This window comes from Ferrimonas futtsuensis DSM 18154, assembly GCF_000422645.1.
Lineage (GTDB): Bacteria > Pseudomonadota > Gammaproteobacteria > Enterobacterales > Shewanellaceae > Ferrimonas > Ferrimonas futtsuensis.
This window is the reverse complement of sequence record NZ_AUGL01000022.1, coordinates 48,128-70,395: the sequence shown is the minus strand read 5'-3', so window position 1 is coordinate 70,395 and position 22,268 is coordinate 48,128. Positions and strand designations below refer to the sequence as shown.

General features: G+C 57.8%; 26 protein-coding genes. 17 read left to right on the top strand and 9 right to left on the bottom strand.

The genetic code is table 11. The features are described from left to right. The first annotated feature begins 64 nt into the window (after positions 1-64). The gene (locus G505_RS0114560; RefSeq protein ID WP_035385439.1) at positions 65-1,147 is read left to right on the top strand and encodes an AI-2E family transporter; all 1,083 of its coding nucleotides are present in this window, start codon (positions 65-67) and stop codon (positions 1,145-1,147) included. After that, positions 1,147-2,052 carry a class I SAM-dependent methyltransferase gene (locus G505_RS0114555; RefSeq protein ID WP_051216275.1) on the top strand — a complete coding sequence of 302 codons (906 nt, stop codon included), beginning with the start codon at positions 1,147-1,149 and terminating at the stop codon, positions 2,050-2,052. Before G505_RS0114560 ends, G505_RS0114555 begins: the two co-directional genes overlap by 1 nt. A 375-nt stretch (positions 2,053-2,427) precedes the next feature. Here the strand turns inward: G505_RS0114555 and G505_RS0114545 are convergent, their stop codons facing one another. After that, positions 2,428-2,856 carry a hypothetical protein gene (locus tag G505_RS0114545; RefSeq protein ID WP_035385447.1) on the bottom strand — a complete coding sequence of 143 codons (429 nt, stop codon included), beginning with the start codon at positions 2,854-2,856 and terminating at the stop codon, positions 2,428-2,430. 482 nt (positions 2,857-3,338) lie between these two features. Between G505_RS0114545 and G505_RS0114540 the strand changes: the two genes are divergently transcribed. From G505_RS0114540 to G505_RS0114525, 4 genes are read left to right on the top strand one after another with little or no spacing between them, the layout of a single operon-like run. Next, positions 3,339-4,061: a DUF1538 family protein gene (locus G505_RS0114540; protein ID WP_425402189.1), complete on the top strand. Its 723-nt coding sequence runs from the start codon at positions 3,339-3,341 to the stop codon at positions 4,059-4,061. After that, positions 4,049-4,807, top strand: coding sequence for a DUF1538 domain-containing protein (locus G505_RS0114535; RefSeq protein WP_028110220.1), 759 nt, complete (start codon positions 4,049-4,051; stop codon positions 4,805-4,807). Before G505_RS0114540 ends, G505_RS0114535 begins: the two co-directional genes overlap by 13 nt. A gap of 3 nt (positions 4,808-4,810) precedes the next feature. Next, positions 4,811-5,161 carry a P-II family nitrogen regulator gene (locus tag G505_RS0114530; protein WP_028110219.1) on the top strand — a complete coding sequence of 117 codons (351 nt, stop codon included), beginning with the start codon at positions 4,811-4,813 and terminating at the stop codon, positions 5,159-5,161. Then, positions 5,158-5,556, top strand: a complete 399-nt coding sequence (locus G505_RS0114525) for a CBS domain-containing protein (protein ID WP_028110218.1) — start codon at positions 5,158-5,160, stop codon at positions 5,554-5,556. The genes G505_RS0114530 and G505_RS0114525 overlap by 4 nt, the downstream gene beginning before the upstream one ends. A 371-nt stretch (positions 5,557-5,927) precedes the next feature. Here G505_RS0114525 and G505_RS21665 read toward each other — a convergent pair whose 3' ends face one another. The 3 genes from G505_RS21665 to G505_RS0114505 form a co-directional block, all read right to left on the bottom strand. After that, positions 5,928-6,521, bottom strand: coding sequence for a NapC/NirT family cytochrome c (locus G505_RS21665; protein ID WP_051216269.1), 594 nt, complete (start codon positions 6,519-6,521; stop codon positions 5,928-5,930). A 345-nt stretch (positions 6,522-6,866) separates the two neighbouring features. After that, positions 6,867-9,002, bottom strand: coding sequence for a phosphate acetyltransferase (gene pta, locus G505_RS0114510; RefSeq protein ID WP_028110216.1), 2,136 nt, complete (start codon positions 9,000-9,002; stop codon positions 6,867-6,869). A 56-nt stretch (positions 9,003-9,058) separates the two neighbouring features. Further along, the gene (locus G505_RS0114505) at positions 9,059-10,255 is read right to left on the bottom strand and encodes an acetate kinase (RefSeq protein ID WP_028110215.1); all 1,197 of its coding nucleotides are present in this window, start codon (positions 10,253-10,255) and stop codon (positions 9,059-9,061) included. 271 nt (positions 10,256-10,526) lie between these two features. Here G505_RS0114505 and yfbV point away from each other — a divergent pair, with 271 nt between their 5' ends. Next, the gene (yfbV, locus tag G505_RS0114500) at positions 10,527-10,973 is read left to right on the top strand and encodes a terminus macrodomain insulation protein YfbV (protein ID WP_028110214.1); all 447 of its coding nucleotides are present in this window, start codon (positions 10,527-10,529) and stop codon (positions 10,971-10,973) included. A 90-nt stretch (positions 10,974-11,063) separates the two neighbouring features. On the opposite strand, the gene G505_RS0114495 is transcribed toward yfbV, so the two are convergent. Next, positions 11,064-11,504, bottom strand: coding sequence for an LPP20 family lipoprotein (locus tag G505_RS0114495; protein WP_028110213.1), 441 nt, complete (start codon positions 11,502-11,504; stop codon positions 11,064-11,066). After that, a complete protein-coding gene (locus G505_RS0114490; protein WP_035385438.1) occupies positions 11,501-12,121 on the bottom strand; it encodes a FlgO family outer membrane protein in 621 nt (206 codons plus the stop codon). Before G505_RS0114490 ends, G505_RS0114495 begins: the two co-directional genes overlap by 4 nt. Positions 12,122-12,251: 130 nt before the next feature. Here G505_RS0114490 and G505_RS0114485 point away from each other — a divergent pair, with 130 nt between their 5' ends. Further along, positions 12,252-13,370 (top strand): flagellar assembly protein T N-terminal domain-containing protein, encoded by a 1,119-nt coding sequence (locus G505_RS0114485; RefSeq protein ID WP_028110211.1) that lies wholly within the window; start codon positions 12,252-12,254, stop codon positions 13,368-13,370. A gap of 62 nt (positions 13,371-13,432) precedes the next feature. On the opposite strand, the gene flgN is transcribed toward G505_RS0114485, so the two are convergent. The 3 genes from flgN to flgA form a co-directional block, all read right to left on the bottom strand. Further along, positions 13,433-13,864: a flagellar export chaperone FlgN gene (flgN, locus tag G505_RS0114480; RefSeq protein WP_028110210.1), complete on the bottom strand. Its 432-nt coding sequence runs from the start codon at positions 13,862-13,864 to the stop codon at positions 13,433-13,435. Then, positions 13,857-14,165, bottom strand: coding sequence for a flagellar biosynthesis anti-sigma factor FlgM (gene flgM / locus G505_RS0114475; RefSeq protein ID WP_028110209.1), 309 nt, complete (start codon positions 14,163-14,165; stop codon positions 13,857-13,859). The genes flgN and flgM overlap by 8 nt, the downstream gene beginning before the upstream one ends. A gap of 78 nt (positions 14,166-14,243) precedes the next feature. After that, entirely contained in the window at positions 14,244-14,921 is a 678-nt protein-coding gene (gene flgA, locus G505_RS21660) for a flagellar basal body P-ring formation chaperone FlgA (protein ID WP_035385436.1), read from the bottom strand. A gap of 159 nt (positions 14,922-15,080) precedes the next feature. On the opposite strand from flgA, the gene G505_RS0114465 reads away from it, so the two are divergent. The 9 genes from G505_RS0114465 (at position 15,081) to flgH (ending at position 22,264) form a co-directional block, all read left to right on the top strand. Further along, a complete protein-coding gene (locus G505_RS0114465) occupies positions 15,081-16,004 on the top strand; it encodes a chemotaxis protein CheV (RefSeq protein WP_028110208.1) in 924 nt (307 codons plus the stop codon). A 4-nt stretch (positions 16,005-16,008) separates the two neighbouring features. Then, positions 16,009-16,836: a CheR family methyltransferase gene (locus G505_RS0114460; protein ID WP_028110207.1), complete on the top strand. Its 828-nt coding sequence runs from the start codon at positions 16,009-16,011 to the stop codon at positions 16,834-16,836. Between the two features lie 79 nt (positions 16,837-16,915). Continuing rightward, positions 16,916-17,314 carry a flagellar basal body rod protein FlgB gene (gene flgB, locus G505_RS0114455; protein ID WP_028110206.1) on the top strand — a complete coding sequence of 133 codons (399 nt, stop codon included), beginning with the start codon at positions 16,916-16,918 and terminating at the stop codon, positions 17,312-17,314. A gap of 2 nt (positions 17,315-17,316) precedes the next feature. Continuing rightward, positions 17,317-17,769: a flagellar basal body rod protein FlgC gene (gene flgC / locus G505_RS0114450; protein ID WP_028110205.1), complete on the top strand. Its 453-nt coding sequence runs from the start codon at positions 17,317-17,319 to the stop codon at positions 17,767-17,769. Between the two features lie 11 nt (positions 17,770-17,780). Then, entirely contained in the window at positions 17,781-18,470 is a 690-nt protein-coding gene (locus tag G505_RS0114445; RefSeq protein WP_035385435.1) for a flagellar hook assembly protein FlgD, read from the top strand. Between the two features lie 12 nt (positions 18,471-18,482). After that, positions 18,483-19,862 (top strand): flagellar hook protein FlgE, encoded by a 1,380-nt coding sequence (gene flgE / locus G505_RS0114440; protein ID WP_028110203.1) that lies wholly within the window; start codon positions 18,483-18,485, stop codon positions 19,860-19,862. 167 nt (positions 19,863-20,029) lie between these two features. Then, the gene (gene flgF, locus G505_RS0114435) at positions 20,030-20,770 is read left to right on the top strand and encodes a flagellar basal-body rod protein FlgF (RefSeq protein WP_028110202.1); all 741 of its coding nucleotides are present in this window, start codon (positions 20,030-20,032) and stop codon (positions 20,768-20,770) included. Positions 20,771-20,793: 23 nt separating this feature from the next. Further along, positions 20,794-21,582: a flagellar basal-body rod protein FlgG gene (gene flgG, locus G505_RS0114430; protein WP_028110201.1), complete on the top strand. Its 789-nt coding sequence runs from the start codon at positions 20,794-20,796 to the stop codon at positions 21,580-21,582. A gap of 10 nt (positions 21,583-21,592) precedes the next feature. Further along, positions 21,593-22,264 (top strand): flagellar basal body L-ring protein FlgH, encoded by a 672-nt coding sequence (gene flgH, locus G505_RS0114425; protein ID WP_028110200.1) that lies wholly within the window; start codon positions 21,593-21,595, stop codon positions 22,262-22,264. The last annotated feature ends 4 nt before the right edge of the window (positions 22,265-22,268 follow it).

The following is a 22,268-nucleotide window of genomic DNA, read 5'->3' as shown; positions in this document are numbered from 1 at the left end:
CGGGCGTTATCTATTTAAGATAACAGGATATACTGTGTTCTTCTCATCCAGACAACGGATTACTATGAGCTCTTTTCAACGTAGCCTGATGGTGTGCGCTGCCCTGGTGGTGGTCCTGGCCGGAATCAAAAGCGCCAGCACCATACTGGTGCCCTTTTTGCTGGCCATCTTCATCGCCATTATCTGCAGTCCCTTAGTACGGCTGATGACCCGCATGGGATTACCCAAGGGGCTGGCCATCATCATGGTGATGGTGATGGTGTTGGCCATAGGCACCTGGCTTGGCGCCCTGATCGGAAGCTCTATCAATGACTTTACCGCGCAGTTGCCCCAGTACCGCAGTCAGTTGACCGATCAATTCCATGCTGTGGCGGATCTGGCAGCGCGCTTTAATGTGCCCATCTCCATCGATGTGCTCAAGGAGCAGTTCGATCCGGGCAAACTGATGAGCCTGGCCACAGACATGCTCTCTGGCATCGGAGCGGTGATGGCCAACCTGCTGCTGATCGTGCTCACCGTGGTGTTTATGCTGTTCGAAGCCTCCAGCCTGCCCAGGAAGCTGCACTATGCCCTCGACGACCCTCACATGAGGATGCAGCAGATTGACCGCTTCCTGGACTCGGTCAACCGCTATCTGGCCATCAAGACCCTGGTCAGCCTGGGCACCGGCGTGATCTGCGGGGTCGGACTCTACCTGCTCGGGGTGGACTATTTCATCCTGTGGGGCGTTGTGGCCTTCCTGTTCAACTACATCCCCAACATTGGTTCCATCATTGCCGCCGTGCCCCCCGTCGCCCTGGCGTTGATTCAACTGGGCGCAGGCGGTGCGGCCGGCGTGGCCGGTCTGTATGTGGCCGTGAACATGTTCATGGGCAACGTCATTGAACCCAGGATGATGGGCCGGGGACTGGGCCTGTCCACTCTGGTGGTGTTCCTGTCGTTGATCTTCTGGGGATGGTTGCTGGGCTCCGTCGGCATGCTGCTGTCTGTGCCGTTGACCATGATCGTCAAGATCGGCCTCGAGGCCACCCGGGGGGGGCGCTGGCTGGCGGCCCTGTTGGAGGGAGAACCTCAGACCCGCAGCCTGGCGATCACGGTCACCATGACCGGCAAACCCGTTCGCCGTCCTCTGGAGGGTGCTCAGTGATTGATCTGGCTCCACATCTGCCGAACTCCCTGCAACCAGGCCAGGCTCAGCGATTGTTCCATGGGCGGGGGCACTGTTATCCGGGGCTGGAAAGCCTGACCCTGGATCTCTATCCGCCGGTGTTGTTGCTGACCACCTTCACCACTCCTGAGCAACCACAACTGCAGCTGTGGTTGCAACAGCTGGCGGCCTGGTGGACGCAGATCAGTGACGATCAGCCTCTGCATCTGGTGTGGCAGGACAGGGGGTGTTCACCCGCCCAGACCACCCTGGTTTCCGGTGAGATTCCCGAACCTCACTGGATCTTTGAAGGGGAGCAGCAGTTTCTGGTCAACCTGATGCGAGGCCAGAATCATGGCCTGTTTCTGGACATGGCCGCCGGCCGACACTGGGTTCGTGAACAGGCCAGGGGCAAACGTGTCCTGAATCTGTTTGCCTATACCTGTGGCTTCTCCGTGGCGGCCTGTGCAGGAGGGGCCGAATCTGTGGTCAATCTGGACATGAGCGGTGGCGCGCTTAAGACAGGCAAGCGCAACCACGCCAAAAATGAGCTGGGGCAGGGGGTGCGTTATCTGGCTCACGATCTGTTCAAGACGTTTGGCAAGCTCAAAAAACTGGGCCCCTATGATCTGGTGGTGGTGGACCCACCCAGTTTTCAGCACGGCAGCTTCATTGCCACCAAGGACTACTGTCGGGTGCTGCGACGCCTGCCTGAACTGCTGGTGTCAGGGGGAGAAGCGCTACTGTGTCTCAACGCGCCGGAGCTCAGTCGTGATTTCCTCAAGGGGCAGGTGGCGGAGTTTGCCCCGGCTCTGACCCTGATTGAACAGCTGGCCAATCCGGTGACTTTCCCTGAGTCTGATCCGGATAAAGGGCTTAAGGTGTTCAGATACAGATTAGAATGATGAAAAAAAACTTCGGAATCGCCCTGTCTTTCTGTGAAATTGTCAGCAAACGGTCGCCATGGAGGAATATTCTTACAAATGCCGTTTTTTGGTGAAATGTTCGTGGAATGAGCGGCTGAGTGGTAGACTTACCCTACTCACATCACAGATGTGGTGAGTTCACTGTTCAGGAGTAAGGCGGGTTTATGGAAATGCAAGATTACGAAGAAGCCTATTATCAGGTTCAAGACGAAGTCGCTGGCGAACTGCCCGTTGATCTGGATGAAGACGCCTACTTGGATTAATCTCCTTGCGTCATAAAAAAAACCAACGCTTCCGCGTTGGTTTTTTTATGTCTGGTCGCTTATCTCAGGTGCCTGGTCAATGCAATTGGCCTCAGCCGTTGGTCAGCCAGCGGTCATCCTTTATCTCGGTGACCTTCCACTGTTTGTCGATAACCTGCAGACGTATCTCTCTCAGGTCCTGCCTTAAGTAGCCGTTCACCAGTCCCTTGAGCTTGATGGTGACCAGGATGTCAGAGTTTCGCCGGCGGAAAAAGTCCGCATTGGTGGAGGAGAGCTCCACGTCTGCCTGTTCCATATAGAGGCCAAACAGGTTGCGCTGCACCTGACTGGCCAGTTTGTAGTGATGGAACAGCCCCTTGAGTTCGCCATCGACCATGGGCAGTGCCAGGTTCAGGTCTCGGTCAACATAGATAGCCTCAAAGAACTCCATGGCCACTTTTTCAGGAGGCTGGCCCGGTCCCGTAGACGGATTACAGCCACCCAGCAGCGTCAGAAAAAGCAGCAGGGTAAATCGGATCATCTGCACAGGGGTCCTCTTGGGGGAGCGAGCAGACATCATAGCAGCGCCTGGGAATCGACACTAGCCGCAGCTCATGGGCCGGCCCAGATTGGTGGCTGGGCGACCAGGCAACGCCATTTCCAGAAAGCCAACTTCCTGAAATAGTGAGAAAACCTGATCAAGATCACCCTTTACTCCTTTCCCAACAAATATCTCCTTAACTGGCAAGGAATTTGTTGTAAAAATGTAAGTGGTTGTTGTGTTCTCGTCTCGTTGGGGTACCCTCTGGCCGAAGCATAATCAATACCAATTTCATTAAGTAAGTGTTCTCTCTGGTGCGCCGGAGACATGGTACCCATCAAGGCGTGAGATGCAGTTGCTGGTGGTTCTAACAGCAAGACTGACCACACCGAGAGGGACCATGTGAGTCAGCAGTCGTGATCAGACATTTAGCTAAATTGGTATAAAGCATAGGAAATGCAGGAGCTTGCGTGTATCGAGCGTTGTTGGCTTTATTAGGAAGTTGCCGAGATCTGCTGCCCATCGTTCTGGTGGTGGCTCTCTTTCAATTGGCGGTGTTGCAACAGCCGCTGCCCAGTGTCATCGATATTGTCCTAGGAATGGGGCTGGTGGTCATCGGGCTGACTCTCTTCGTATTTGGCCTGGAGATGGGCCTGTTCCCCATAGGTGAGACTCTGGCTCAGGCTTTCGCCCGCAAGGGCGCCCTGGCGCCTCTGCTGCTGTTTGCCTTCCTGCTGGGCTTTGGCACTACGGTAGCGGAGCCTGCGCTGATTGCGGTGGCCGATGAGGCCGCCGAAGTCGCGGCGGCCGGTGGCTTGCTGGCTCAGACCGAGGAGGCTCAGGAGAGCTACGCCACCCAGCTTCGGCTGACCGTGGCCCTCTCCGTAGGCTGTGCCATTCTGCTGGGGGTGGTACGTATTCTCAAAGGATGGCCGCTGCATAAGCTGATCATCGGAGGGTATGTGATCGTCATGGCGCTGACCATGATCGCCCCCAAGGAGATCATTGGCATCGCCTACGACTCCGGAGGGGTGACCACCTCGACCATCACCGTGCCCCTGGTGACCGCACTGGGCGTGGGGCTGGCCAGCTCCATCAAGGGAAGAAACCCCATGCTGGATGGCTTTGGCCTGATCGCCTTTGCGTCACTGTTGCCGGTGCAGTTTGTCTTGATGTTCGGGGTGGTGCGTACATGGATTGGCTGATCGACATCGTTAACACCCTCTTCGATACCCTGGGCGATGTGGTGCCCATTGTCGCCGTGCTTTTCGGCTTTCAGTATCTGGTGCTAAGACGTCCGGTTCCCCACCTGAAACAGGTGCTGGCGGGCTTCGTCGCGGTGATCCTGGGGCTGGCCCTGTTCCTGGTGGGGCTGGAGCGTGCGCTCTTCCCTCTGGGGGAGTTGATGGCTACTCAACTGACCAACCCAGAGTTCCTGGGAATTGAGGGGCAGGGCAACTGGCAGGACTATTACTGGGTCTATCTGTTCGCCTTCGCCATCGGCTTTGCCACCACCATCGCCGAGCCTTCGCTGCTGGCGGTGGCCATCAAGGCGGAGGAGGTGTCGGGGGGGGCCATTCGGCCCATGGGCCTGCGCCTGGCGGTTGCCCTGGGCGTCGCCATTGGCATCGCCCTGGGGTCCTACCGCATTGTGGTGGGAGACCCAATACACTGGTATATCCTGGCGGGCTATCTGGTGGTGGTGATTCAGACCACCTATGCTCCCAAGAATGTCATTCCCCTGGCGTACGACTCCGGGGGGGTCACCACCTCCACCGTAACCGTACCCCTGGTGGCCGCCCTGGGACTGGGGCTGGCCAGCACCATTCCGGGCAGAAGCCCAATGATTGACGGCTTTGGCCTCATCGCCTTTGCCAGCCTGTTTCCCATGATCAGTGTGATGGGCTATGCCCAACTTACCGCGCTGATTCAACGAGTTTCGAAGAGGTAGAGCATGCGCTTTAAACTGATCATCGCCTTCGTCGAGGACGATAAGAGCGATCAACTGGTTGAGGCAGCCCGTGATGCCGGTGCCACCGGGGTCACCCTGATCAACCACGCCCGGGGGGAAGGACTCAAACCCAAGAAGACCTTCTTCGGCCTGCACCTGGATATGCAACGGGATGTCCTCCTGTTTGTGGTGGAGGAACACCTGGCGCGCAACATTCTGGAGCGTTTGGCCCAAGTGGGTGAGTTTGACAGCTCACCGGGCACCGGCATTGCGCTGCAACTGGATATTGAGGATGTCGTGGGCGTCGCCCACCAGATTGAGAGCCTGTCAGAGCGGGTTGGAGACGAGATATGAATCAGGAACTGATCAAGGTTAAGGATGTGATGGCCCAGAAGTGGGTGATGCTCGATGGATTGAAGACGGTGTCCGAGGGGTTGGAAGTGCTGCGTAAGCACCACGCCGAAGCGCTGATCATCAGCAAACGCCATGACAACGACGAGTATGGGCTGGTGCTGCTTTCCGACATCGGTAAGAAGGTGATGGCCCGGGATAAGGCGCCTGATCGGGCTAACCTCTATGAGATCATGTCCAAGCCCGTATTGTCGGTGCATCCTGACATGGACATCCGCTACTGTGCCCGTCTGTTTGAACAATTTGGCATTAATCAGGCTCCGGTGATTGAAAACCATGAGGTAATTGGATTAATCTCCTATACAGAGATGGTGCTTCAGCAGAGTCTCCACAATTAGACTTTTTAAAGGTTATCCACAAAACCTGTGGACAAGCCTGTTATTAGATCAATATCAGATGCGTAACTTGTTGATCTAAAGGTTCTTTTGTCCAAAAAAGTCACTTAGGTTAAAAAAAGCCCGCCCATTCCAGGCGGGCTTTTTGCTGTCAGTTATCCCCAATTGGCCTCAAGCTTGCGCTGGAGCTTGCGCTGGAGCTTGCGCATCCACAGGTGCGGCTAGGAGCCGCAGCAGCGGCATAGAGGCAAAAAAAGCCCGCCAAAAGGCGGGCTTAGTCATTCATCCATCCGGTTATGGCCCGGATTCTTATTTTGTGTATCTTACCTTGACCGTGTCCACCTGACCCCCAGAATCGGACCCGGTCCTCAGGCTTAACCCTTGGGGTAGGGGTGCGCTACGCCTTTGTGGCAATCGATACAGGTCTTACGCTTGTCTTCAGCCTTCTTGAAGTTACGCTCGTGCATCTTCTTGGCGATCTTCTTCATGGACTCAGGCTGGTTCTCGTAGATGTTGGAGTGGCAGCTGGTACAGGTGCGGGAATCGATGGAACGCAGATAATCGCGAGCCAGGTCAGCCTGCTCTTTACGGTTCGCTTCCAGCCACTCCTGAGTGTTAAAGCCATCAATGGTCATGTAACCGATGATGTCCTTGGACACGATGATCTTCTTAACCAGGTACTCGAAGCCGCCTGGGGGCAGGTGACATTGAGCACAGGTCACAGTAATACCGGCGCTGTTGTTGCCGTGGCTGGACGCCAGAACCTCATCCCGCAGGGAGTGGTTGGAGTGGCAGGTCATACAGAAGTCGTCGGTGCTGGTGGCGTGCAGCACAACCTGGGTGCCGTATACACCTACGGCGCCCACGACCAGAGCCAGGAAAGCACCTACTGGGATGCCCAGCAGCCATTTGGCTTTGGGCTGTTGCCATAACCGGCTCCAGGCGGAGCCTTGTTTGTTGTCAGACATCTCTCATCCTCATTTTCTTTTTTTGGGGGTCGAATTCTATTCAAAACCTTAGCCGAACTTTACGAGCTTTTGCAGGCAAATGTTGGCACCGGGGACTTTATCAATATATTTCTTCATTCGCTGGATTATTTTGAATTTGCTCCAGCAAATCGCGAAAACTTTGATCTGGTCGGAAAAAATGAGTGCTTCCTTTGCGAGCTCCAGGGCAGATACTGTGAAAAAGCTCACTGGATCCAGTTTGACAAAAAGGGGTTGTGATGTGGGGAGAATATGGGCTTCAGTGAAAGGCAAACATAAAAAAAGCTGCCCTTTGGGGCAGCTTCTTGTCGAAACCTGAGTTTCGGCTTATGCGTCGGCCTGGATGGCGGTCAGGGCGATGGTGTAGACAATGTCTTCGACCAGGGCGCCACGGGACAGGTCGTTCACAGGCTTGCGCATGCCCTGCAGCATAGGACCGATGGAGATCAGGTCTGCAGAACGCTGAACCGCCTTGTAGGTGGTGTTACCGGTGTTCAGGTCGGGGAAGACGAACACGGTGGCTTTACCGGCTACTGGGCTGTCAGGGGCCTTGGAAGCAGCAACGTTGGGCATGATGGCCGCGTCGTACTGCAGAGGGCCGTCGATCATCAGGTCAGGACGCTTCTCCTGAGCAAGACGAGTGGCTTCGCGAACCTTTTCTACGTCTGCACCCTGGCCGGAGCTGCCGGTGGAGTAGGAGATCATCGCGACGCGAGGCTCGATGCCGAAGGCCTTGGCGGAGTCGGCGGACTGGATGGCAATCTCAGCCAGCTGCTCTGCGTTTGGATCCGGGTTGATGGCACAGTCGCCGTACACCAGAACCTGGTCAGGCAGCAGCATGAAGAACACGGAGGACACCAGGGAGGCGCCAGGTGCGGTCTTGATCAGCTGCAGAGGCGGGCGGATGGTGTTGGCGGTGGTGTGAACCGCGCCGGAGACCAGACCGTCGACCTGATTTTCTGCCAGCATCATGGTACCCAGTACCACGTTGTCAGACAGCTGCTCACGGGCAACCACTTCGGTCAGACCTTTGCTCTTACGCAGCTCGCACATCGGCGCAACGTAACGCTCGCGGGCGGTCTCGGGATCCACGATCTCGATGCCGTCACCCAGAGTCACGCCCTGCTGGGCAGCCACACGGCGAACCTCTTCTGGGTTACCCACCAGGACACACTTGGCGATGCCACGCTCGGCACAGATGGCCGCAGCCTTCACGGTGCGAGGCTCGTCACCCTCAGGCAGCACGATGCGCTTGTTGGCGCGACGGGCAAACTCGGTCAACTGGTAGCGGAAGGCGGCTGGGGACAGCAGGTTTTCGCGCTTGGAGTCGCTGGCCATGTTCTCGATGAACTTGCGATCGATGTGGCCGGCAACGTAGTCCTGCAGCAGTTCGATACGGGCAGAATCATCAACAGGCACTTCGTGGTTGAAGTTCTGAATGTTCAGGGCGGTCTGCCAGGTGTTGGTGTCCACCATCATCACCGGCAGGCCGGTGTCGAACGCCTGAGCACACAGATCCTGAACCTGCTGTTCCAGCTCATAGCCGCCGGTCAGCATCAGGGCGCCAATCTTGGTGCCGTTCATCGCCGCCAGGCAGGCGGAAACCACGATGTCGGACCGGTCACCTGAGGTCACCAGCAGGGTGTCCGCCTGCAGGTGGTTCACCATGTTGGGGATGGCGCGGGTACAGAAGCTGACACGACGCAGACGACGGGAGTGCATCTCACCGGCGTTGATCAGGCGGGCACCCAGGTGCTTGGCCAGATCGGAGGCGCGTGGGGAGACCAGATCCAGGTTGTAAGGTACCGCACCCAGAATTGGAATCGGGGAGTTGGCGGACAGCTGGAAGATGTCAGCGTGGTCACCACGAACAACCTGGTCATGCTCGAACACCTCAGACAGGTCTGGGCGGGCACGGCCACGCTCATCCACAGGTGCGCCAATCTTGTTGATGATGGCACCCAGGATACGCTTGTTCTTCTTACCACCGAACTCATCGAGGATGATCTCCAGACGCTTCTGCACCTGGGCCGCGCTGTCGGCGCCCGGGTTGATCACGAACACGATGTCGGAATCCAGGGTCTTGGCGGTCTTGCTGTTCAGGGTGTTGGCGAACGGGTGGCTGCGAGTAGGCACCAGACCTTCAACGATCAGTACCTCGGTCCCCTCGTCACCGGACTTCACCCGGGCAACAATCTCTTCCAGAAGCACATCGGTCTCGCCGGCGCTGATGCGCTGCTGGGCGTGATCCATGGAGTAGGGCTCTGGTGGATTGATGGTGGGGGAGGTAGAGAGAATGGTGGAGGAGCGTTCTGGACCGGTGTCGCCGGGGCGTTGCTGTGCAACAGGCTTGTAGAAGTTGACCTTGACACCCTGACGTTCGAGGGCGCGGACCATACCCAGGCTGATGGAGGTCAGGCCGACGCCTGTGCCTACCGGAATCAACATGATAGAGCGAGACATAAAATACCTCTTAAAAAGGACTGAGCCACGTGCGTGGCTCAGTGTACTTCATTGGATCAGGAGATCAGAGCCAGAGAATCGCTGGCGATAACAAACTCTTCGTTGGTTGGGATAACCATAGCAACCGGAGAGCCGTCTTTGGTGATGATGCCGTCGTTGCCGAAGCGGGCGGCTGCGTTCTTCTCTGCGTCCACTTCGTATCCGAAGATGGCCAGGTTGTTCAGAACGGTTTCACGGATCAGCATGGAGTTTTCTCCGATGCCGCCGGTGAATACGATGGCATCAACGCGCTTCAGAGGCACGGTGTAGGAAGCCACGTACTTGGCCAGGCGGTAGCAGAACACTTCCAGAGCCAGGGTGCAGCCAGCGTCGCCCTCGGCGTGACCCTCTTCGATGCCGCGGCAGTCGTTGGTCTTCTCGGACAGACCCAGCAGGCCGGACTCTTTGTTGAGCATGTTGTTTACTTGCTCAACGGTGTAACCCAGGTTGTTCACCAGGTGGAAGATGATGGCAGGATCCAGGTCACCGGAACGGGTACCCATTACCAGGCCTTCCAGAGGAGTCAGACCCATGGAGGTGTCTACACTCTGACCGTTGCGAACTGCGGTTACGGAACCGCCGTTGCCCAGGTGGCAGGTGATAACGTTGGTGTCGGCAACCTCTTTGCCCAGTACCTTGGCGGCTTCGCCGGAGACGAACAGGTGGCTGGTGCCGTGCATGCCGTAGCGACGGATGCCGTGGTCACGGTACAGCTTCTGAGGAATGGCGTAGCTGTAGGCCACCTTGGGCATGGTCTGATGGAAAGCGGTGTCGAATACGGCAACCTGGGGCAGGGCGGCGAAAGCAGCCTGTGCAGCACGGATACCGATCAGGTGAGCGGGGTTGTGCAGAGGAGCCAGGGAAGCGCACTCTTCGATGCCGGCCAGAACGTCATCGGTGATCAGCATGGACTTGGTGTACTTCTCGCCACCGTGAACGATACGGTGACCTACGGCAACCAGCTGGTCAGCCATTTCAGGCTTGCTGGCCAGGATGGTACCAACGATGTAGTCCAGAGCCTCAGAGTGGGCGGCACCGGCACCCAGGGCGGCTTCGCCCTTGTTGCCATCCAGCTTCCACTTGATGCGGGCATCTTCGAGGTTGAAACACTCTGCCAGACCGGACAGGTGCTCTTCACCGTTAGTTGCATCGATTACGGCGAATTTCAGGGAGGAGCTACCGCAGTTAAGAACGAGAACAAGTTTGCTCATTATTCATACACCTAAGTGATTTACTTGCGTACAACCGACTGCGCCCTGGGGCGGTGAAGTCGATAACGACCGAAGATGGTAAGAAATTACAGTATAGACCCGCTGTATCTGCGACCGATGTCGCATTTTCAGGTCCCCTAATGGGCCGAAATTCAACCATCTTCCTAGAAAGGTATGACCATTTTACCCATACTTTTCTGAAGAAGCGGAATCAGGACGTGATACACTTAACGAATCTGTGATCCGTCTCCCGTTGTATAAAGGAGAGTGAAGCATGACCTTTTTTGAAACACTGAGATGTGGCAATCACTACATGAAACAGTGGCCCAGAGCGGTTCAGCTGGCCCCTCTGTTTCCAGAGTACAGGGTGATAAAAGCCACTGAACTGGCCATTCGGGTCATGCCCCCGGTGGCGGTGTTTTGCCTGTGGTTTCAGCTTCAGTGGCTGGGGCCCGAGAGCCTGCCTCAGATCATCGCCAGTACCCTGTTCCTGCTGAGCCTGCCCCTTCAGGGCCTGTATTGGTTGGGTTGGCGTTCACAACAGTTGTTGCCCAGGCAACTGGTGGCCTGGTGTGATGACCTGCGCTCGCGCATGCTCGAGGCGGGGGAGCAGATCGCCCCTCTGGGGGCCCGAGCCCGCTACCTGAATATGGCGCAACTGCTCCGACGAGTTTTTAACAAACTGGACAACGGAGAGTGGCACAGGTTGGATCGCCACTGAGCGCGGGTTGGATCCAGCTCACAAAAAAGCGGAGGCAACGGCCTCCGCTTTTCAGTTTTATTCACTAATGAGACGTCTAGCGCCAATTTATCAGTAATAGATCACGTTTTTGATTCTCTGCCTCGGCGCCTGCTGATACAGCTGCCACACCTTTTTATAGTCCAGCTTCAGCTCCGCAACATAGTTGTCACCCACAGGGTAGATGCGAATGACCTCGGCACCCCGGACCAGACCATCCACCTGGGTCTGAAACTGGTCGCTCTGCAGCAACTGCTGGTCCATCCGGCCCGTGCCTGACACCCGTACACCATAGATCTGTTCGGCCAGTTCCCGGTAGGCATCCAGCTTGGCCGCCCGCATCGCCTGCTGCACCTTCAGATCCCGGTTATTGCCCAACTGGGCTGAGATGGGGGCGATCCCCTTGGCGGTGAGTATGGGAAACTCCTGCGGCGGCACAGGTTCATACTCCACATAGGCATTGTTCTGACACCCGGCCAGGAAAATCAGCGCTGCGGCGGCGAATCGTTTCATGGGGTTACCTCCCTCACCGGTGTTCTCCCTGGCTGCTCCTGCCGATAGAGCAGACCTCCCTGCTCGGTGATGCTGTTGCTTTGTTCCAGGTAGCCGGAGGATTCCTGCCAGGGCAGAAACGCCTGGGAGGTGGAGGCCACTCGGTTGTTGGCGATATCCACCAGGCGACTGTTGATGATCACTCCGCTGCTGTCGCGGCTCAGGGTGGCGATCAGTACCTGGCTGACCGGCAGGCTGGCTTGCAGCCGCTCATAATCGCGGCTGAGGATCAGATTGCCCTGTTTGGAGACACGAATCTGCTGGCTGCTGTTCAGTTCCACCAGGTTGAATCCTCTCTGGTGCAGGGCGCCGACCAGGCCGTCACCCAATTGCAGGGCAAGCCTGCCGCTGCTTTCCAGTTCATCCAGCCAGACGGGGGTGGTGACGGCGATAAGCTTGGTCTTGTCCGGCAGGTCGTGATTGCGCTCAAGATCTTCGGCGATGCGCTGGGCCAGGTGAATCACGGCACTGCTGTGCGGCAAACCTTTGCCGCTCACGCTGTATTGTGGCGGTGGCTCTGCCGGCGGGGTGGCACAGCCCCACAAAAACAGGCACAGGACGCCTATGGCCTTTTTCATCGCTATCTCCAGTGGCTTGGGCATTCACGGTTCTCTGTATCATATCGGCCAGAAAGCCTGGCGCTTTAGTGACAAATGTAGGCACAGTCATTGCATTATCTACGCCAACTGCATTGAGGACGAAAAAGCGATGTCTTACCCCATACACCTGGCGCTGCTCAGTGTCTGCCTGTTGGCGGCACCGGTTTCGGCTCAGTGGCTGACCCTGAGTGGCAGTGCTCCCATAGGCAATGATGACCTGACCAAGGCTCGTGAGGAGGCGATCCGCAACGCGCTGGCGAAATCAGGTCAGGGCGAAATCATGGTCAATGGCGTATTGGGGCCGGCCACGGAGCTGACTCAGATAGGGGAGTACCAGCTGCTGTCAGAATCCATCAGTGACGGCACTCTTGAGGTGACCCTGAGGGCGGATGTCCGAGCGGTGGGCAACCAGTGTGCCGGTGCGGGATTTCGCTTCGCCCTGACGCTGCCCCGGGCCGATGTGGTGCATCGTCAGCACCTGGTGCCAGGCAGCCTCTATGAGTTTGATGCGGCACTGACCCGGCTGCTGGCCAACACCATCAATGGGGAAGCCACCTCCCTGTTTGCCCATGAGCGCAGCGACATCAGCGTCAGTTTTGGCCAGCTGAACCAGGAGTATGGTGACCAGTGGGCCAGAGAGATGAGCCGGGACGACAACAGCCAGTATGTGGTGACCATCTCCATCGATGATCTGACTCTGGATCCCCATGAGACCACCCTGGGTTGGTTTGAAGATGACCGGAATCGTTACTTCGGAGCCAACCTGAATATCTATGACGGGTTGACCGGTCAGATGATCTGGCACAAGCGTTATCGTACCCAGGGTGACTGGCCGTTCAAACGCAGTGACGCGGTGGAACTGGGCTCCAGCCATTTCTGGAACAGCGACTACGGCAGGCAGATCCGTCAGCAGGTGGTGGCCATGGCTCAGGACATCGACGGCACCCTGCATTGCCGTCCATTGCACGGGCGGGTGCTCTCGGTGGATCAGGAGCGGGTGACCATCAATCTGGGCAGCCGCCACGGCGTTCGCATCGGGGACCGAGTCTCCTTGCAGAACCGGCAACAGGGTGAGCTGGGGTGGTGGAATCGTGATCCGGACTCGGAAGACATCCTGGTGATTCAACAGGTGCAGTTGGAACAGGCGGTGGGCACCCTGATGCCAGGCTCCAGCTACACTCGCTGGCAGCCCATGGACATGGTGCAGGCACAGGCACACAGGCGCTGATGTGCTCTGCGCAACAAAAAAGCCGGCGGTTACGCCGGCTTTTTGTTTCTAAGCGGGTTGCCTCAGGCCTTAATCACCTTGCCCAGTCGGCCACCTGTGGTGGTGGTGCCCTCCTGATTGTAGGTCAGGGCATTGGGGTTGCGGGTGGTGTTGAGCAACTGTTGCAGGCGCCCCAGGCTGGCCAGAGACTGATCGGCCAGCTGGCTGTTGTGCTGGTTTTTCAGTTGACACTCCGCCAGGAGGTCACGGCAGCGGGCCACCCCGGCCATCGCCTCGTTGTCCGACTTGATCTGAGCTGCGTGTGGGTGTGCTTCCAGCGCCTTGTCGCCGCCGCCAATCTGGTCCAGCAGCGTCAGCTTCTGTTTGAGCAGGGATTCAATCTTATCGGCATCTCGCTCAAGCAACGCCTCGGTCTCCTGCTGCAGCAGCTGCAGCAGGTGAGTCAGACGCTCTTGCTGAGCGTCAATCAAGGCGTGGATTGTGGTCTCACTCACCAGTCAGTTCACTCTCGAAACGGGAGAGGTTGGCAGCCAGTTTGTCCGGGTCAACATGGTAGCGACCTTCAGAGATCGCCTGCTTCAGGGCTTCCACCTTGGAGCTGTTCACCTCAGGGGTCTCCTGCATCACCTTCTCCGCCCGCTGCAGTTGCTGGGCTTCCTGGGTCAGCTTCACCTCGTCCCCCTTGGCGGCAGCTTGAGCACTGCTCCCTTCGGGCTTGCTTTGTTGGGTCACCGCCCGTCGGGCCGGTTGCAGGCCTGCGGTACCGCTGCTCAGTTTGTTGATGTCGATAGCCATAATGTGGCTCCGTCGCTGTGTATTTGGGCTCTTCTGACACTGGTATCGGCCGCGCGGCCAGAAGCTTTAGGGTAATTTTTACATTTTCACCCGCACATGGCCAACTCCGGTGACGTACGCATCCACCATTCTTCGAGACCGGCTGTTCTGCACCCGGATGGCGTCACCGATGGAGCCACTGCTCATGGCGGTGCCCGAGGTGCGGATGGAGAGGTGATCATTATTGGCTTCGATGGTTACCGGGTCCCCTTTACACACCAGGCAGACGTTGCGTTTGGTGATCACCTGTCCCGCGCCTGCGCGCCTTTTTAGTCTGGCACCATTCAGCTCATCAGGGGAGCTGAAATGATTCCCCCGCAAACTGTTGTTGTTGACATACCTCAGCTCCACCATGGATTCGTCCAGCAGGGTGTCCGGGCCCAGGGCCATTCTGGCCACCAGTACCGGGTACTCCAGAGAAATTTGCACAGGCACATACACCAGCCAGGGCTCGGGGGTGTCGCAGCTGATCTTAACGGTCAGATAGCGCGTGTTACCCTTGACAGCCGGGGCCTGAGCCTGCAGGGGACTGTCACAGCTCTCGAAGTGGCGGCGCTTGTCCAGCTCGCTGGCGGTTACCTGAATACGGGCCCCTTCCGGCACCTCTATCACGCCGAGGACATACTGGGATGCGGCCTCTTCGATCATATCTAAAGAAGTTTCACCCAGTGCCGACACACTAAAGAGCAGGGAGAGTAAGAATGCATACAGCTTCATGGAATTTAACCACCGACCAGATAACCTAGACTTGAACACGCTTGGGGAAATTGATACAACGCAGCAGCATCATATCAAAAGTTCCGGTGCCAACAATTTGTCGGTTGGGTGTGCAGCAATATCTGTGCCTTTGTTTCAGCTTTAATAAGGACTCCACCAATGGCTAGCATCTTAGATTCGGTGAACCAGCGCACCCAGCTGGTCGGGCAGAATCGCCTCGAACTTCTCCTATTCCGGCTCAATGGCCGGCAAACCTTTGGGATTAATGTATTTAAGGTTCGGGAGGTGCTGCAGTGTCCTAAGCTGACCAGCCTGCCGCGTCTGAACAATCTGGTGCGGGGTGTGGCGCACATCCGCGGCCAGACCATCTCCGTCATCGACATGTCTGCCGCCGTGGGTGGTCGCCCTACTCAGGAGGTGGAGAACAGCTTCATCATCATCAGTGAGTACAACCGTTCCGTCCAGGGGTTCCTGGTCGCCGGGGTTGAGCGGATTGTGAACCTGAACTGGGATTCGGTGATGCCGCCGCCACAAGGCAGTGGCCGCAGCAACTACCTGACCGCGGTGACCGAGATCAACGGTGAGCTGGTGGAGATTCTGGACGTTGAAAAGATCCTGGATGAGATCACCCCCGCCAAGACCGACATCAGCGAGGATGTCGCCGCCAACCTCAGCCCCATCTCCGAGCGCAAGCGTCGCATCATGGTGGTGGATGACTCCTCCGTTGCCCGTAAGCAGGTGGTTCGTGCCCTGGAGCCTCTGGGTCTGGAGATCGAGCTGGCCAAAGACGGTCTGGAGGCGCTGCGTAAGCTGGAAGATCTGGTTAAGGACAAAGAGGATATCTCCGAGGTGTTTGGTGGTATCATCTCCGATATCGAGATGCCGGAGATGGACGGTTACACCCTGACCGCCTCCATCCGTGACAACCCCAAGCTCACCTCCTTGAAGGTGATCCTGCACACCTCCCTCAGCGGAGTGTTCAACCAAGCCATGGTGAAGAAAGTGGGTGCAGACGACTTCATCGCCAAGTTTAACCCTGATGAATTGGCAGGAGCGATCGATCGCTACCTGAAAGAGGCCTGATTCGGTGCCAACCAAAACCTTAGCTCCTACGGAATACCAGACCTTTGCCGCCTTCCTGCAGAAGCAGTGCGGCATTGTGCTGGGAGACAACAAGCAATATCTGGTACGTAGCCGCCTAAGTCCGTTGATGAAATCCTTCGGTCTGGACAGCCTGTCCGACCTGGTGAAGCAATCGATGCGTCCTGAGCAGAGCAAACTCAGAACCGCCGTCGTAGAGGCGATGACCACCAACGAAACCTTCTGGTTCCGCGATACCTACCCCTACCAGTTGCTGGCGGACGAACTTCTGCCTGAGCTGGCCAAGCTGGGGCGTTCCATCCGCATCTGGTCCAGTGCCTGCTCCTCCGGTCAGGAGCCGTATTCCATGTCCATGGTGGTGCACGAGACCCGGCAGAAGCGTCCGGGGATGTTGATGAACGGGGTGGACATCGTCGCCACCGACCTGTCCACCCAGATCCTGGACCAGGCCAAAGCCGGTGAGTACGACGAGCTGGCCCTGACCCGGGGTCTGTCGCCGGAACGCCGCCGCCTGTTCTTCCAGCCCTCTCCCAAGGGAATGAAGGTGCGGGATGATGTGCGACGCATGGTCAACTTCCGTCAGCTCAACCTGCTGGACAGCTATGCCTTGCTGGGCAAATTTGACGTGATCTTCTGCCGCAATGTACTCATCTACTTCTCGGCGGAGGACAAGGGCAAGATCCTGCGGCAATTTGCTGCCGCCCTGAACCCGGGTGGTTACCTGGTGCTGGGGGCCTCCGAGTCTCTTGCCGGTCTCACCGACCAGTTCGAAATGCTCAGATTCCCCGCTGGAATCATACATAGAAAGCGATAGCCTCTCTTTTTATCGACAAAGGCGTGCCAATGGCACGCCTTTTGCTTTTCTAGGGCAAGACTGCGTTTAGGAGGCAAAGATGGCCATCTCGTTCGATAAAGCACTGGGCATTCATCAACACACCCTGGGGATCCGTTCCCAGCGTGCCGAAGTGCTGGCCAACAACATTGCCAACGCTGACACCCCTGGCTACAAGGCTCAGGACGTGGACTTCGACCAGGCTCTGAGCCAGGCCAAGAGTGCCCAGGGTGGCATCTCCATGTCCAACACCCACCAAGACCACTTCAACATCGGCAGAGAGCCCATCGGCGGTCTGGCCTACCGAGTGCCGCTGCAGCCGGATACTGGCGACGGCAACACCGTGGACGTCAACATTGAACGCAACAACTTCATGCAGAACAACCTGGAGCAGCAGATGACCCTCGAGTTTCTCGGCGGCAAGTTCCAGGGAATGCGCAAAGCGCTGCGGGGTGAATAACCATGAGCCTGTTTAACATTCTCGACATTGCCGGCAGCGGCATGATGGCGCAGAACGTGCGCCTCAACACCACCGCCAGTAACGTGGCCAACGCCAACAGCGTTTCCAGCAGCTCCGGGGACACCTACCGTGCCCGCGAGCCGGTGTTTGCCGCTCGCCTTCAGGAGTTCGTGACCCATCAGCACGGCCCCCATGGCGCCGGCATCAGCAAGGAACTGGAAGCCCTCGGGGGAGTCAGCGTCGCCGGCATTGTGGAGAGCAACAAGCCGTTGATTCAGGAGTACGCCCCGGATCACCCCATGGCGAACGAAGAGGGCTACATCTTCAAGCCCAACGTCAACGTGGTGGAGGAGATGGCCAACATGATCTCCGCATCCCGCAGTTATCAGGCCAACGTCGAGGTGGCAGACGCCGCCAAGAACCTGGCCAAGCAAACTCTCAGACTTGGTAAATAAAGGGGGACTGGATGAGTAATACCATCGATAACAGTTACTTAAACTCCCTGAAGTGGCAGCAAGAAGCGACCCCCACAACCAAGGACAACAACCAGGCTCTGACTCAGGAAGACTTCTTCTCCCTGCTGTCTCAGCAGTTGTCCATGCAGGATCCCTTCAAGCCGGTGGACAACGATCAGATGATCTCTCAGATGTCCTCCTTTGCCACCGTTGATGGGATCAACTCCTTGAACGATGAGATCAAGAACATGAACACCGTGATGAACTCCAGCCAGGCCCTCGAGGCCAGCAGTCTGGTAGGTCAGAAGGTGCTGATCCCATCCGACAAGGCGGTTTCGGACGGTGCCAGCCCGGTCACCGGCGTGATCTCCACCCCATCCGGGGCGCAGAACATGACCATGAAGGTGAAGGATGGGGCAGGTCAGATTGTCCGAACTTTCGAAGTGCCCGTGGGCAATGGCGGCAACGTCGACTTTAGCTGGGACGGCAGAAATGCCGACGGCGACGCTTTGCCGGAGGGCACCTACAGCTTTACCGCTGAGGCCCTGGTTGGCGGCAAAACCGATACTCTACCGGTGTTCACCTATGGCCACGTCAGCAGCGTGACCCTGGGCGGTGCCAACTACGATACAGTCCTGAACCTGCGCGGTGTCGGCGGCGTCAAGCTGTCTGACGTATTGGCGGTCGCAGAAGGCTCTTAACGAGGAACGAGCATGTCATTCAATATCTCACTCAGCGGTCTGAATGCCGCGCAGAAGGACCTGGATACTACGTCGAACAACATTGCCAACGTGAACACCATTGGCTTTAAAGAGTCTCGAGCCGAGTTTGCCGACGTCTACTCCAACTCCTTGTTTACCAACAGCAAGACCAACGTAGGCAGCGGTGTTGCCACCGCTCAGGTGGCTCAGCAGTTCCACCAGGGTTCTTTGCAGTTCACCAATAACGCCCTGGATCTGGCCATCAACGGTAACGGCATGTTCGTCACCATCTCCGAGTTTGGATCCCAGGATTACAACTACACCCGTGCCGGTGCGTTCAAGCTGAACGACGACAACTTCATGGTGGACTCCCAGGGCAACTACCTGATGGCCCTGCCGGTGAATGACGACGGCTCGGTCTCCTCCGTGAGCCTCTCCACCACCCAACCGGTGCAGATCCCCCAGACGGCGGGTCAGCCTCAGATGACCGCCGTGGTGGACGTGTCTGTGAACGTGAATGCCGGCGACATCACTCACGACCCGGCCAACTTCGATCCCACGGATCCCACCACCTACAACAACGCCACCTCGGTAACCGTGTACGACTCCCTGGGTGAGCCGCACATCATGACCCAGTACTTTGTTAAGCCTCCGGGCGGTGCCCTGAACAACAACAACCAGTGGCTGACCTTCTTCACCATGGATGACAAACCGGTGAACATCGGTGATGCCGGCGGTGCCAGCACCAACGGTACCTGGGATCAGGACACCAACGGTGACGGCGTGGCCGATACCGCGGGCATCGCCGCCCAGAACGCAGCCGGTCATACCGCTGCGGTGGTGAGCTTCGACGATACAGGTAACTTCCTCAACACCAACCCCACTATGATTCAGACCGTGGCTCTGGGGACCACAGGTGCCGGCGTGATTGGCCCGGGCGCCGACGGAACCCAGCGGGTTGAGATTCGCATGGACAACCCGACTCAGTATGCGTCCAAGTTTGAGGTGACCAAGCTGAAGCAGGACGGTTCCACCGTGGGTCGACTGACCAACGTGGAAGTGGCGGCCGATGGCCTGATCAGTGCCACCTACTCCAACGGCACCGAAGTGCCCCTGGGTAAGGTGGCCCTGGCCCGCTTTGCCAACGAGCAGGGTCTGACCCAGCAGGGGAACACTTCCTGGAAGCAGAGTCAGGCGTCCGGTGAGGCACTGTTGGGTGAGCCCAACACCGGCACCTTCGGCGCCATCAACTCTGCCGCCCTGGAACAGTCCAACACCGACCTGACCACTGAGCTGGTGGACCTGATTAGCGCTCAGCGAAACTTCCAGGCCAACTCCCGGGCGCTGGATATCGCCAACCAGCTGCAGCAGAACATCCTGCAGATCCGCTAACTCTGCATTGCCGCCCCTGCCGGGGGCGGCAACCCCTTTCCCCTCGTCCCCTTGTTCCATTTCTGAATCTTCCCTGAACCGCTCTATTCCTGCCGCTTTCGCTGTTGGCATAGCTATTGCATTTAACTCGGGTAGTTAACGTCAATTGCCGACTGTGGGAGTCACCCTTGGACAAGATGCTCTATATCGCCGCGTCAGGCGCCAGCCAGAACATGTCCGCCCTGGGCGTACATGCCAACAACCTGGCTAACGCCCGCACCGACGGTTTCAAAGCGGATCTGCACCAGGCTCGCAGCATGCAGGCGTTCGGTGAGGGATTGCCCACCCGGGTGTTTGCCATGACCGAGCGTCCGGCCAGTAATTTCGACGCCGGCAGCATCAAGACCACAGGCCGAAGCCTGGATGTGGCCATCAAGGGTGAAGGCTGGTTTGTGGTTGAGGACGAACAGGGCAACGAGGCCCTGACCCGTGCCGGCTCTCTGAAGATTGACGAAGGCGGCATGCTCACCAACGCCCAGGGACGTCCCATCATGGGCGCTGCCGGGCCCATCTTCCTGCCTTTGCCGGTAGAGAAGGTGGAGATCGCCTCCAACGGCATCATTACCGTGCGCCCCCAGGGGGCACCGGCCAACGCCATGGAAGAGGTAGACCAGCTTCAGATGGTCAACCCGCCAATCAATACTTTGACCAAGGGCGAAGATGGCTTGTTCCGCGCCCTTGGCGGCGAAGCCTACCTGGCGGATGCCGAGGTGGAGCTGGTGGCTGGCGCCATCGAGGGCAGTAACGTCAGCCCGGTACACGAACTGGTGGGAATGATCGAGATGCAGCGTCAGTTCGACATGCAACTGAAGATGATGAAAACCGCCGAAGAGAACGACAGGTCAGCCGCAAAACTGTTGCGGGTGTAACGGACATTTAAAGGGTAAAGAGTATGCAACCGGCACTTTGGATCAGTAAAACAGGCCTGGACGCTCAGCAGACTGAAATCTCCAACATTTCCAATAACCTGGCCAACGCCAGCACCGTGGGCTTCAAGAAGAGCCGCGCCGTGTTTGAGGACCTGCTCTATCAGACCATCAACCAGGCCGGGGGCATCAGTGCCCAGAACACCGAGCTGCCCAACGGCCTGACCCTGGGCGCCGGCACCAAGGTGGCGGCCACTCAGCGCATCTTCTCCCAGGGCAACATGGAAACCACCAACAACAGCCTGGATCTGATGATCGACGGCCCCGGGTTCTTCCAGATTCAGATGCCCGATGGCACCCAGGCCTACTCCAGAAACGGCCAGTTTACCCTGGATGAGGAGGGGCAGATGGTGACCCCGGGCTCCGGCTACGTACTGGATCCAGGCATCGTCATCCCTGAAGACGCCCAGTCCGTGACCGTTTCCTCCGAAGGTGAGGTCTCGGTACGGGTTCCCGGCCAGGCAGCCAACGTGGTGGTGGGACAGATTGAGATCTCCAACTTCGTCAACGCCAGCGGCCTGGAGCCCATCGGCCAGAACCTGTTCCTCGAGACTGGCGCCAGTGGCGCGCCCATCGCTGGTGTTCCCGGCCTGGATGGTCTGGGCTCCATCCGTCAGGGTGCCCTGGAGACCTCCAACGTCAATGTGACCGAGGAGCTGGTGAACATGATCGAAGCCCAACGGGTGTACGAGATGAACTCCAAGGTGATCTCCACGGTGGATCAGATGCTGGCCAACCTGAACCAGCAACTCTAAGGAGCCTTAGATGAGACACTGGATTGCCGCCGCTAGTCTGATCACCCTGGTCGGGTGCACTTCGCCCGGAGCCCCGATTCCGGATGATCCCTACTACGCCCCGGTTTACCCTGAGTTGCCCCCCACCCAGGTGGTCAACACCGGCTCCATCTTCCAGGACGCCTACGCCAACGAGCTTTACTCTGACATCAAGGCTCACAGGGTCGGCGATGTGATCACCGTAGAGCTGGTGGAGGCCACCAAGGCCAAGAAGAGCGCCACCAATGAGATGAAGAAGGACAACTCCATGTCCCTCGACCCCATTACCGCTGGCGGCGGTCCGGTGACCATCAACGGCCAGACCCTGGATCTGAACTACAAGGAGAAACTGGACCTCTCCAAAGAGGCGGATGCGGATCAGAGCAACAGCCTCAACGGTTCCATCTCGGTGAACGTCCTGCAGGTACTGGCCAACGGCAATCTGGTGATTCGCGGCGAGAAGTGGATCACCATCAACGACGGTGAAGAGTACATCCGCCTGACCGGCCTGATACGCCCCCGGGACATCAAGCCGGATAACACCGTGGAGTCTACCCGCGTCGCCAATGCCCGTATCCAGTACAGCGGCACCGGCACCTTCGCTGAATCCCAGAAGACCGGCTGGCTGGCCGCCTTCTTCAACGGCCCCCTGTGGCCCTTCTAGGAGA

Excerpts from the sequence above, each read along its gene's own strand:
- G505_RS0114560 (WP_035385439.1), top strand. The coding sequence starts at position 65 with ATGAGCTCTTTTCAACGTAGCCTGATGGTGTGCGCTGCCCTGGTGGTG.
- G505_RS0114545 (WP_035385447.1), bottom strand. The coding sequence starts at position 2,856 with ATGATCCGATTTACCCTGCTGCTTTTTCTGACGCTGCTGGGTGGCTGT.
- G505_RS0114535 (WP_028110220.1), top strand. The coding sequence starts at position 4,049 with ATGGATTGGCTGATCGACATCGTTAACACCCTCTTCGATACCCTGGGC.
- G505_RS0114530 (WP_028110219.1), top strand. The coding sequence starts at position 4,811 with ATGCGCTTTAAACTGATCATCGCCTTCGTCGAGGACGATAAGAGCGAT.
- G505_RS0114525 (WP_028110218.1), top strand. The coding sequence starts at position 5,158 with ATGAATCAGGAACTGATCAAGGTTAAGGATGTGATGGCCCAGAAGTGG.
- G505_RS21665 (WP_051216269.1), bottom strand. The coding sequence starts at position 6,521 with ATGTCTGACAACAAACAAGGCTCCGCCTGGAGCCGGTTATGGCAACAG.
- pta (WP_028110216.1), bottom strand. The coding sequence starts at position 9,002 with ATGTCTCGCTCTATCATGTTGATTCCGGTAGGCACAGGCGTCGGCCTG.
- yfbV (WP_028110214.1), top strand. The coding sequence starts at position 10,527 with ATGACCTTTTTTGAAACACTGAGATGTGGCAATCACTACATGAAACAG.
- G505_RS0114495 (WP_028110213.1), bottom strand. The coding sequence starts at position 11,504 with ATGAAACGATTCGCCGCCGCAGCGCTGATTTTCCTGGCCGGGTGTCAG.
- G505_RS0114490 (WP_035385438.1), bottom strand. The coding sequence starts at position 12,121 with ATGAAAAAGGCCATAGGCGTCCTGTGCCTGTTTTTGTGGGGCTGTGCC.
- G505_RS0114485 (WP_028110211.1), top strand. The coding sequence starts at position 12,252 with ATGTCTTACCCCATACACCTGGCGCTGCTCAGTGTCTGCCTGTTGGCG.
- flgM (WP_028110209.1), bottom strand. The coding sequence starts at position 14,165 with ATGGCTATCGACATCAACAAACTGAGCAGCGGTACCGCAGGCCTGCAA.
- flgA (WP_035385436.1), bottom strand. The coding sequence starts at position 14,921 with ATGAAGCTGTATGCATTCTTACTCTCCCTGCTCTTTAGTGTGTCGGCA.
- G505_RS0114465 (WP_028110208.1), top strand. The coding sequence starts at position 15,081 with ATGGCTAGCATCTTAGATTCGGTGAACCAGCGCACCCAGCTGGTCGGG.
- flgB (WP_028110206.1), top strand. The coding sequence starts at position 16,916 with ATGGCCATCTCGTTCGATAAAGCACTGGGCATTCATCAACACACCCTG.
- flgC (WP_028110205.1), top strand. The coding sequence starts at position 17,317 with ATGAGCCTGTTTAACATTCTCGACATTGCCGGCAGCGGCATGATGGCG.
- G505_RS0114445 (WP_035385435.1), top strand. The coding sequence starts at position 17,781 with ATGAGTAATACCATCGATAACAGTTACTTAAACTCCCTGAAGTGGCAG.
- flgE (WP_028110203.1), top strand. The coding sequence starts at position 18,483 with ATGTCATTCAATATCTCACTCAGCGGTCTGAATGCCGCGCAGAAGGAC.
- flgG (WP_028110201.1), top strand. The coding sequence starts at position 20,794 with ATGCAACCGGCACTTTGGATCAGTAAAACAGGCCTGGACGCTCAGCAG.
- flgH (WP_028110200.1), top strand. The coding sequence starts at position 21,593 with ATGAGACACTGGATTGCCGCCGCTAGTCTGATCACCCTGGTCGGGTGC.